The following is an 8096-nucleotide window of genomic DNA, read 5'->3' as shown; positions in this document are numbered from 1 at the left end:
TTTCCAGTCCTGAGGTTTTGGCGGCAATCCCGAGAACTCCCAGTAAAAAGGCATGATAAACGCTCTCGTATGCGGTATCCCTGACACTGAGGAATATCAATTGTAATTTGATTGCAATGAATTATAGGCCGTTTCATCCACTCCTTTTAGATTTCATAAGAGGTGTTCAGTTATATAGATATTTGATTTTAAATTCGCTAAATAATGATTTCCTGAAGATATTATGGGAATGAAGACGACTTCATTAACTCCCGCATTTTCCTGAAAAAGCTGCGCCGGTTCCTGTTTCCTTTCTGCTGTTTAAAGTGTCATGATATTGGTCACAGCAGTAATGCTTAAAATTGTGTAACCTTGAAAATATGTTGCCGTTAACACAGTAACAGACTGGCTTAACCAGTTTTCCGGAAGGCATAACGGCATCTTATAAGCTGACTCTTATTCATGGTGGATTTTAATGCTTACTCTCGAGAAAACAAACGAATTGCTTAAAGCGATTGGAGACCAGACTGTTGAGCTGGATGAGAACTATTGCTGCGAGATTGGTCTCGTTGATGGTGAACTGATTATCAATCTCCGTTTTGTTCCTGATGATGGCAGACTGCTGACTGCGGCGGTTATCGGAGAAATTCCGGATTCCTACCCCATGGCAGCACTGCATCTTCTGGGAGAGCTTATGAAGGCGAACTTTATGTGGGATGCCACTTCCGGTAATACTCTGTCCATGGTTGATGATACCCGGATTGTCCTTCAGAGCTGCTATACCGACTCCAGTGAAAGGTCCTTTTCAGAATTTCTGCTTGGCTATGCCGAAAGCTGCGAGTATCTGACTGCCTGGTATGCAGACCTGAAGAATGAAGTTCTGGAAAACGCCAAGGAAGAACAGGAACTTTATGAAAATGACATTTACATTCCTGAAGATGAAGAGACCGAAGAGGACAGCATTAAGAACAGCGGGCCAGATTTAAGTGCCCAGATACTCCAGGTTTAGTCCTGAATTGTTCTTTTTTGTGCCGACTGTTTTGGGTCGCCAGGAATTATTACAATGAGCTTTTAGCTAGGAGGCTGAAATGACTGATGTATCTCTCGTGAACAGACAGGTCCCAAATTTTTTGGATAATATTCCTGATCAGAATGCAAATGCTAGTGGCAAGACAAAGGTAATGCTTGATGCCGACGGCCGCATAACCGAAAGCAATGAGAGCCGCGGTCATATTTTCGGAAAGGCGATTAACCAGACCCTCACCGAAAAAACTCAGGTCAGTGTTAATATTCTTCGCAACGCGCTGGTTAGAGATATCGGCGCCAAAGGTCTGGAGATTTTCAGCCGTTTTATATCTGCAAAGAATATTTCAGGCAAAAAGCGTCTCACACTGGATAACCTCAGAAATATCAAGAATGCAGTAAACGAATATAAGCATTCTCTGGCCGCAAGTGCAAACTCTATCATTAATTCCAACAAAATGCTTGATCTGTCGCAGATCAAAAAGCTGGGGCATAAGAATTCCTATTATGGCAGCGACCAGGCCGACATCCTTACGTCACTTAACAAATTCATGTCGCCCTGCAAAACCCATATGCTGATTCGTGGCGAGATTACTGCTGTCAGAAATCTCATAAATGGAATCCCGAAGGATTTTACCGCCAGTGCTATAAAAGGCGATCGGGCCTTCGACAATCTGGAAAAAATTCTTAACGATACCAAGGAAAAGCTGAATCTGTGCAAGAATAAGCTTGATACTCTCCTTGAAAATGTTACGAATAAGGTCGGTGGGTTCAGTGATGCGATTCCGGATGATGCCACAAAACTGAACGTGGTGATCCAGAACATTAAGACCCGAATTAATACCATTATAAACGGACTTGATGCCAAGATCCGTGACTGCCAGGTTGCCAGAAGCAATGACGGAAATATTTATGGTAATTTCAAAAATGGCTTCAATGCCAAGATAAAAGCGGTTACTGATACTGTTAATCAGGCAATAGCTAATATTACCATCGCCAGGAATGACAGCAATGATCGTGCATTTATTGATAAATGTAACACCGCTCTGGAAAAACTCAGGCATATAAAAAACACCTATGAAGGCCACAGTAACCGTCTGGAGGGCTATCATCTTCAGGATGGAGACAGTGTTCCGAAAAGTTTTCTTGAGCTATTCAAAAGCATGGGAAAAGATGCTGGCAAGCAGATTAAGGATATTGCCGGAAAGCTTCATATTCAGGGCTTTGCTCCGGACAAGAACTGCGTTATGACCAGGTTTGCCCAGATTATGGGAGCCCAGGATGTATGGAGGCAGGAAATTTCCCGTGATTTGTCCCTGGCTGTAAATGGTAATGAACAGAAGAATTTCCGCTGCAAGCTTACTCCTGCCAAGCTAATGAACCCCGCCCTGTACGGTCCAGGAGTAAATGGCAATCCCAGTACCGCCCTGCAGTCCCCGGATCTTACCAACTGCTTCCGGTCGGAAATCTCGGACGAACATGGCAAAAAACTGTTCTCCGGATACCGGCACGGCATTCTGGATTCCATAAAGGTCAAGGATGACACAACACGTCAGCATAATGCCGAGAACAAGGCCAGACAGCTCCTGACCACTATTGTAAATGATCGCTTTGCTAATCAGATCGGCACTGCCACCAGGGACCATCCTCTGGAAATTAATCTTACGTCAGTTAATCTGGTGAATCCTATCAGCGTTCCTTCTTTTGACGAAAAAACCATGGCTCTGAAGCAGATGCACGCTCTGGAATCCCTGACCAGAAGCGAAAATGGCCAGCCCGGCCCCATCAGACTGATGATAAATAATACTGAGGTATGGGTTAAGGTAAATCTCCGCACCTTCATTTCGCCCTGCAACAAGTATTCCCACGGCACATTCGGAAAATTCGTGTGGGACAATGCCAACAGCATCGGCAAAAACAGCGAAAGCTTCACGAAAATGTTCGGCCCCGATTTTATGAACCGTAATTCAAGTCCGGATCGCCTGAAATCGCGTGAGCCGTTTGAGCAGCAGTATACGGAGTTTACGCAGCTCATCAGTGCTGATTCGGATCTGGGCAAATACCTGAGAAAAAATCTTTCTCTGGCAGAGAAGAAAAAGGTGTTTGTTCTGGCACACGAGATAAATATCCTCATGCAGAACAACAATTTCCGCAACAAAAACATTGATGCCTTTGAGCTTCCTGCCCGGCTGGCCCTGCTCAATGACATGATTGGCAATGTGTGCTGCTATAACTGCAAGAGCGGGAAGGATCGTACCGGTCATATGGATATAATCACCAAGCAGCTGGCAGTGAAACTGACCAGGCTTGAAGATGACAATCTTACTCCAAATGAGTATCTGACCAACTCCAGCTCGGTTATGCGTGTTCTAAGCGGTCAGACTTATTCCACAACGAATGACATCCAGAATTTTGACCAGCTGGTAAAACATTCCGGAAATCTCGAGGTGCACCAGATGAATACCGGGCTCAAAGGCTCTAAGGTTAACAGCCTGCCTGGTGTGATCAATCATTTGGGAGGAAAGGAACTCTTCAAGTTCTACGCCGGTGCCAGCGAGTATGTAAAGTCCTGATTATTGGAAGGAGGTACGGGAAATCTCTCCTTAAGTATTGCGGTGCGGTCTCATTTCCTTCAGAGAAAGAACCGCCCTTCTCCTGTGAGGTATCCCTATCCCGTTTTCTGTTCATTACATCGTGCCGGTTCCCTGCCGGCATTTTCTTCTGACGGTTCCGGATTCGTCAAAGAGCCCAGGATTTGCAACAGCTCCCTCAGAAAATTTTTTTATGATGTGATACCATCATATTGCGGCCATTTATCTGAACACGTGTCCCAGGCTCTTCATGTTCCTGAAAGCATGGAGAACAGGCAATTCCGGAATAGCAGGCGTTTGAGGGCACTTTCTCATGAAGTCATGGAAATTAGTGCTTTAAGCCGCCACCGCAGATCGGAAAATCAGCGCTCACCAGAGAGGTCAACTGCCATGAATACGACACCCTCCTCCGGCTTCACACTTATTGAACTTGTGGTTGTTATTGTCATTCTGGGAATCCTTGCTGCCACGGCAGCCCCGAAATTCATGAACCTCCGGGGTGATGCCAGAGCTGCAGCCATTCATGGTCTTGAGGGCGTACTGAAATCAGCTGATTCCGTGGTTTATTCCAAGGCGGTGATTCTGGGCAAGGATAAGGATCTTAATGCGGAATTTACCGTAGAGGACCGGGTGGTGCGAACCAGATTCGGCCATCTGATGGATGCGCACCAGATTATGCAGGAAACGGATGCTGATCTGGTCAATGACTGGTTTGTATCCCCAAAAACGTCAGGCGACTACTACGAGCTCTATATCTTCATCAAAGATTCCGGCCTCACGCTGGATCAGGAGTACCGGGATCTCTATCAGGACAGGTGCTCTCTGCTCTACAAGAGAAGCAATGTCCGGGATGAACTCATTATCAAAGCCAGTACCTCCGGCTGCTAACCCGACATATCGCGCAAGGCTCGTCTTCATGATGGTCCTTTTCTGTTTTCTACCTCCACGACAGCACAAGGCCTTCTTCCAGCAAAACCGTTCCTGTTCTCTTACCCCGAAATCGTTCATGCCGGAAGGAGTGATGATTCCGGCCACGCTGGTGTCATGACTGGACGATGGCACCTCCTGTACCTCTTCCTATGATATTCCAGTATTGACAATATCTTCGCTTCCGGGGATTCCAGGATTGTAAATCTGATCTCTGAGCTCCTCATTATTATCCAGGGGCGTCAGAGGCCACCACATAACTCCGGTACCGTCAGACTGAGTCTTCCGATCCTCCGGAATCGTACTCCAGGCGGGAATCACGTTAAAGTCAGCCACCTTGAGCGCTTCTGCGGTAATCGCCGTAGGGATTCTCTCCGATGCTGCAGAGATGCCGCTCATCCAGAGACAGGAGATCGGTAATGGCAGGCTTCTTTTCAGTCTCCGTGTCTGCGCCGTTGGCCAAAGGTACCCGGCATCTCCCGGTGTATGATTTCAGTCCGTATAGCTGAGATCGCAGAAGGTGAAATGCTCCTCCGGGAGAACGTTGACCCACTCGTTTTCCCTGGCCTCCTCAGCTGTTGCGGTATTGATCTTCGAAAGAACGCCGTATGCGCAGCTGATGTCCCGGAGACTTTTGTTTGCGGTTACCCGGTAAGGTTTTCCGGTAAGATAATCGCCGCCAGGAATTCCAGAATGAGGTTATCCCCGGAAGCGTTCCCGGACTTGGATCCGCCGCCGCCCGTTGTCATCAGGGTTCCGGCCAGAATAACGACCATGGCCGCAGCGGTTTTGGTAAAGCTGAATCTTTTCATGTTCATTACTGGTTTTCCTGTTCTTTATGAGACTAAGAGTGTCCTAATAGGATGACTGCCCTACTTCAAATCCGGTTTAAAGCCGTAGCCATAGGATTCCGCAACCTTGATAACGCCAGGAATCTTCCGCAGATCTTCGCGCATCTTCCTCCAAGATTCATAGTCGGATACCGGCACCTCGTAAAGCCGGGAAGAAAGCTTCACAGCGCGGTACTCCTCCGGGATCGCGCATGGATACTTGCGGGGTCATTTGACATAGAGGCTATCCAGAATAAGGTAGCCCTGTCCGCTGTTCTTTCTGACATATGCCAGATGATGAGGATTCTTCTCTCCCTTAACCACCGCATAATCTCCCAGCATGCCGAGATTATCCTCAGAAGACTGTGCGGCGGCATCTCCGGCGGTCTTTTCAATTACCGCAAAGTTTCCGGTATAGACGGTGGCGTTCTCCTCATGAATCACTCCGGCATCAGCTTCCGCCGCATCGGCCAGCCCCAGAAACAGAGACAAACCGAGAGCAAAAAACTTAACTTCATGCCGCATAAGCATTACCTCCTGAACTTGTTAACAGCAAGGGATTTCCATCCATTCCAGTTACAGGAAATGTTTTTAAAAATGTTTTCATAAAGATATGAGAGGATTTTGCGATCCTGAAAGGCAGATCATGGCCGGACTTCCCCTGGAAATCTAAAGCGCCATGCCCGACATCTTCGGACATGACGCTTTAGCAGGGGATCTTTCACGCCCTTCTTTCTGTATTTTCCTGCCGCCGGACTTCAGGGAATTCATCAGAGGTCAGAGCGCGGAGCTCACAGAGTTTGATGAGACTCTGGTAATGCACTGGATCAGGAAATTAACCGTGCATCCCGACAGGATGACATTCGAGTTCAAGACCGGAGACATTGTGGAAATCTAATCTTAAAACTCCTCGATATCAGTCATGACAGAGAGGAGGCACTGATTGTAAAACGTACTGCAAATCCAATGCAAAATAATTGCATTTAACATACAATATATTCGCAATTAACCTATGAAATGTAAAGAAGAAGGAGGTTACTATGACTTCATCAACAGTGAATTACAGTTTCAGGGTTGACCGCGAAATCAAACGCCAGTGCGAAGCTATGTACAATGAACTCGGAATTAATTTGGCTACTGCCTTCAATGTTTTTATGCGTCAATCTCTGCGAGCAGGCGGGTTTCCTTTCAATGTTCGTTTGGAGGAACCAAACAAGGAAACGATAATGGCGATGATTGAAGCTGAAAACATAGCCAAAGATCCCGAAGCAAAGCGGCTACTCTGACGTTGAAGAAGCCTTGAAGGAATTAAAAGAAGAATGAGTAAGTACGATGTTTCCTGGACCGGTCAATTTAATAAAGACTACAGGTTAGCCAGGAAAAGAAACCTTAATATAGAACTTCTTGATGAGATAGAAAACTATCTAGAGGCGAAGAACTTCCCAAAGAGAACAGAGATCACCCATTATCAGGAAACTGGTCGAGTTATCGTGAATGTCATATTCAGCCGGACTGGCTTCTAATCTACCACATTGAAGAACGACTGCTGATACAGACTCTTACCAGAACAGGCACCCACAGTGATCTGTTTGGAAGGTAAACTCATTCCAACGACTGCTATCCTGACCTATCTCCCACAATCCCCGTCTTCATAATGGGCCTTTTCTTTTTTTCTGCTCTGCCGAACGTCCAATGCTTATCCCAAAGAGAGCAGGAATAGTTTTCCGGCTGAAGAATCATCAGGAAGGACTTGCATACGGGGCTTTATATTCATATACTGGTGAGAGTTGAGTCTCTATTTTTTAAGGCAGGATTCCTTCATGAAAATTAAATCCTCCCATGGTTTTACCCTTATTGAACTTATCGTCGTTATCGTAATTCTCGGCATTCTTGCCGCCGTTGCCGCTCCGAAGTTTATGGATCTGCAAAGTGATGCTAAAGCCAGCGCCCTTAAAGGCATGGAAGCAGCTTTAAAATCCATGGATCAGATGGTTTATGGAAAAGCGGTGCTTGAGGGAAAAGAAAAACTATCAACCGGAGATGCTAATGCACAAATAATAATTGAGGGCAGTACAATCAGACTGCACAAAGGACAACATGTTCAAGGTAATGTCAGTCCTTCTATAGAGGCTTTAATTGATGCTGACTTTGACAATGACTGGTTTGATTGCCCTAAAACTAATGATAATCTTATATACACAGACTTCTATATCAAAGATCCTAGTATTGCAGACGATGGTTCAATTTGGTATTGCAGTAACTATGAAAAATCCCATGGTAACTGTAGAGTTGCCTACGAGCAAAATTTAACAACCGGTGACCTGAGCATCAAGTCTTTCACCTCCGGCTGTTAACCCGACCTATCCCGCAAGGCCCGTCTTCATGATGGGCCTTTTCTTTGTGTGCTCGGCATGTTCTATATCTGTAGGGTGAGAGTCCCGAACACGACCGCTGGTGGTAAGTGTTAGCGAATTGCAAGGTGGTTACAGTAATGTAATAGCTGAAAGAAGCAATAGTGAAATCCCGAACTGACGTACAGGAATCACTTCAGGCAGGCAGAGTGGATAAGAGTGCAAAATAACTCGAAGTCCGATAGCCAGACGGAAACTCTGAATGTAAAGGTGGCAGTGGTGGGAGGAAAGATGTAGGGCTTACCCGAGGAGATCCTGTCAGCTCATTAATGGGTAGTAACAACGAATGGCAGGAAGTCAGCAGAGGCCGTAGTAGCGAGGAGTATGCGTGAAGG

Annotated in this window: 12 protein-coding genes and 1 pseudogene; 8 read left to right on the top strand and 5 right to left on the bottom strand. The window is 46.2% G+C overall.

Annotated elements, in window-relative coordinates; all coding sequences use genetic code 11:
• The first annotated feature begins 454 nt into the window (after positions 1 to 454).
• From F557_RS0112855 to F557_RS23490, 3 genes are all read left to right on the top strand, one after another.
• Positions 455 to 988, top strand: coding sequence for a type III secretion system chaperone (locus F557_RS0112855; RefSeq protein WP_019002631.1), 534 nt, complete (start codon positions 455 to 457; stop codon positions 986 to 988).
• Between the two features lie 79 nt (positions 989 to 1067).
• Positions 1068 to 3575: an inositol phosphate phosphatase SopB gene (locus tag F557_RS0112850; RefSeq protein WP_019002630.1), complete on the top strand. Its 2508-nt coding sequence runs from the start codon at positions 1068 to 1070 to the stop codon at positions 3573 to 3575.
• A 408-nt stretch (positions 3576 to 3983) separates the two neighbouring features.
• On the top strand, positions 3984 to 4481 hold the full coding sequence (locus F557_RS23490) for a type II secretion system protein (protein WP_084761659.1): 498 nt from the start codon (positions 3984 to 3986) through the stop codon (positions 4479 to 4481).
• 189 nt (positions 4482 to 4670) lie between these two features.
• On the opposite strand, the gene F557_RS0112840 is transcribed toward F557_RS23490, so the two are convergent.
• The 5 genes from F557_RS0112840 to F557_RS0112820 form a co-directional block, all read right to left on the bottom strand.
• On the bottom strand, positions 4671 to 4856 hold the full coding sequence (locus tag F557_RS0112840) for a hypothetical protein (RefSeq protein WP_019002628.1): 186 nt from the start codon (positions 4854 to 4856) through the stop codon (positions 4671 to 4673).
• Positions 4849 to 5073 carry a hypothetical protein gene (locus F557_RS0112835; protein ID WP_019002627.1) on the bottom strand — a complete coding sequence of 75 codons (225 nt, stop codon included), beginning with the start codon at positions 5071 to 5073 and terminating at the stop codon, positions 4849 to 4851. The genes F557_RS0112840 and F557_RS0112835 overlap by 8 nt, the downstream gene beginning before the upstream one ends.
• 91 nt (positions 5074 to 5164) lie before the next feature.
• Positions 5165 to 5338 (bottom strand): hypothetical protein, encoded by a 174-nt coding sequence (locus tag F557_RS22325; protein ID WP_019002626.1) that lies wholly within the window; start codon positions 5336 to 5338, stop codon positions 5165 to 5167.
• 54 nt (positions 5339 to 5392) lie between these two features.
• The gene (locus tag F557_RS22745; protein WP_019002625.1) at positions 5393 to 5536 is read right to left on the bottom strand and encodes a hypothetical protein; all 144 of its coding nucleotides are present in this window, start codon (positions 5534 to 5536) and stop codon (positions 5393 to 5395) included.
• Between the two features lie 42 nt (positions 5537 to 5578).
• Positions 5579 to 5875: a hypothetical protein gene (locus tag F557_RS0112820; protein WP_019002624.1), complete on the bottom strand. Its 297-nt coding sequence runs from the start codon at positions 5873 to 5875 to the stop codon at positions 5579 to 5581.
• Between the two features lie 154 nt (positions 5876 to 6029).
• On the opposite strand from F557_RS0112820, the gene F557_RS0112815 reads away from it, so the two are divergent.
• The 5 genes and pseudogenes from F557_RS0112815 to F557_RS23485 all read left to right on the top strand — a co-directional run bounded on the left by F557_RS0112815 (position 6030) and on the right by F557_RS23485 (position 7704).
• Positions 6030 to 6248, top strand: a complete 219-nt coding sequence (locus F557_RS0112815) for a hypothetical protein (RefSeq protein ID WP_019002623.1) — start codon at positions 6030 to 6032, stop codon at positions 6246 to 6248.
• Between the two features lie 142 nt (positions 6249 to 6390).
• Positions 6391 to 6636 carry a type II toxin-antitoxin system RelB/DinJ family antitoxin gene (locus tag F557_RS19940; RefSeq protein ID WP_019002622.1) on the top strand — a complete coding sequence of 82 codons (246 nt, stop codon included), beginning with the start codon at positions 6391 to 6393 and terminating at the stop codon, positions 6634 to 6636.
• Positions 6637 to 6669: 33 nt separating this feature from the next.
• Positions 6670 to 6873 carry a type II toxin-antitoxin system RelE/ParE family toxin gene (locus tag F557_RS19935; protein ID WP_425425341.1) on the top strand — a complete coding sequence of 68 codons (204 nt, stop codon included), beginning with the start codon at positions 6670 to 6672 and terminating at the stop codon, positions 6871 to 6873.
• Positions 6828 to 6950: pseudogene (locus F557_RS23685) on the top strand (type II toxin-antitoxin system mRNA interferase toxin, RelE/StbE family); the annotation flags it as partial. The gene F557_RS19935 and the pseudogene F557_RS23685, both read left to right, overlap by 46 nt.
• A 220-nt stretch (positions 6951 to 7170) precedes the next feature.
• Positions 7171 to 7704 (top strand): type II secretion system protein, encoded by a 534-nt coding sequence (locus F557_RS23485; protein ID WP_019002621.1) that lies wholly within the window; start codon positions 7171 to 7173, stop codon positions 7702 to 7704.
• The last annotated feature ends 392 nt before the right edge of the window (positions 7705 to 8096 follow it).

The organism is Succinimonas amylolytica DSM 2873, assembly GCF_000378405.1.
Lineage (GTDB): Bacteria > Pseudomonadota > Gammaproteobacteria > Enterobacterales > Succinivibrionaceae > Succinimonas > Succinimonas amylolytica.
Note: the sequence above shows the minus strand (reverse complement) of the source record. Positions and strands in the feature narration are given on the sequence as shown.

What these genes read in the sequence shown, in the direction of transcription:
- F557_RS0112850 (WP_019002630.1), top strand. Translation starts at nt 1,068, where the DNA reads ATGACTGATGTATCTCTCGTGAACAGACAGGTCCCAAATTTTTTGGAT.
- F557_RS19940 (WP_019002622.1), top strand. Translation starts at nt 6,391, where the DNA reads ATGACTTCATCAACAGTGAATTACAGTTTCAGGGTTGACCGCGAAATC.
- F557_RS0112820 (WP_019002624.1), bottom strand. Translation starts at nt 5,875, where the DNA reads ATGCGGCATGAAGTTAAGTTTTTTGCTCTCGGTTTGTCTCTGTTTCTG.
- F557_RS22325 (WP_019002626.1), bottom strand. Translation starts at nt 5,338, where the DNA reads ATGAACATGAAAAGATTCAGCTTTACCAAAACCGCTGCGGCCATGGTC.
- F557_RS23485 (WP_019002621.1), top strand. Translation starts at nt 7,171, where the DNA reads ATGAAAATTAAATCCTCCCATGGTTTTACCCTTATTGAACTTATCGTC.
- F557_RS23490 (WP_084761659.1), top strand. Translation starts at nt 3,984, where the DNA reads ATGAATACGACACCCTCCTCCGGCTTCACACTTATTGAACTTGTGGTT.
- F557_RS19935 (WP_425425341.1), top strand. Translation starts at nt 6,670, where the DNA reads ATGAGTAAGTACGATGTTTCCTGGACCGGTCAATTTAATAAAGACTAC.
- F557_RS0112815 (WP_019002623.1), top strand. Translation starts at nt 6,030, where the DNA reads ATGCCCGACATCTTCGGACATGACGCTTTAGCAGGGGATCTTTCACGC.
- F557_RS0112855 (WP_019002631.1), top strand. Translation starts at nt 455, where the DNA reads ATGCTTACTCTCGAGAAAACAAACGAATTGCTTAAAGCGATTGGAGAC.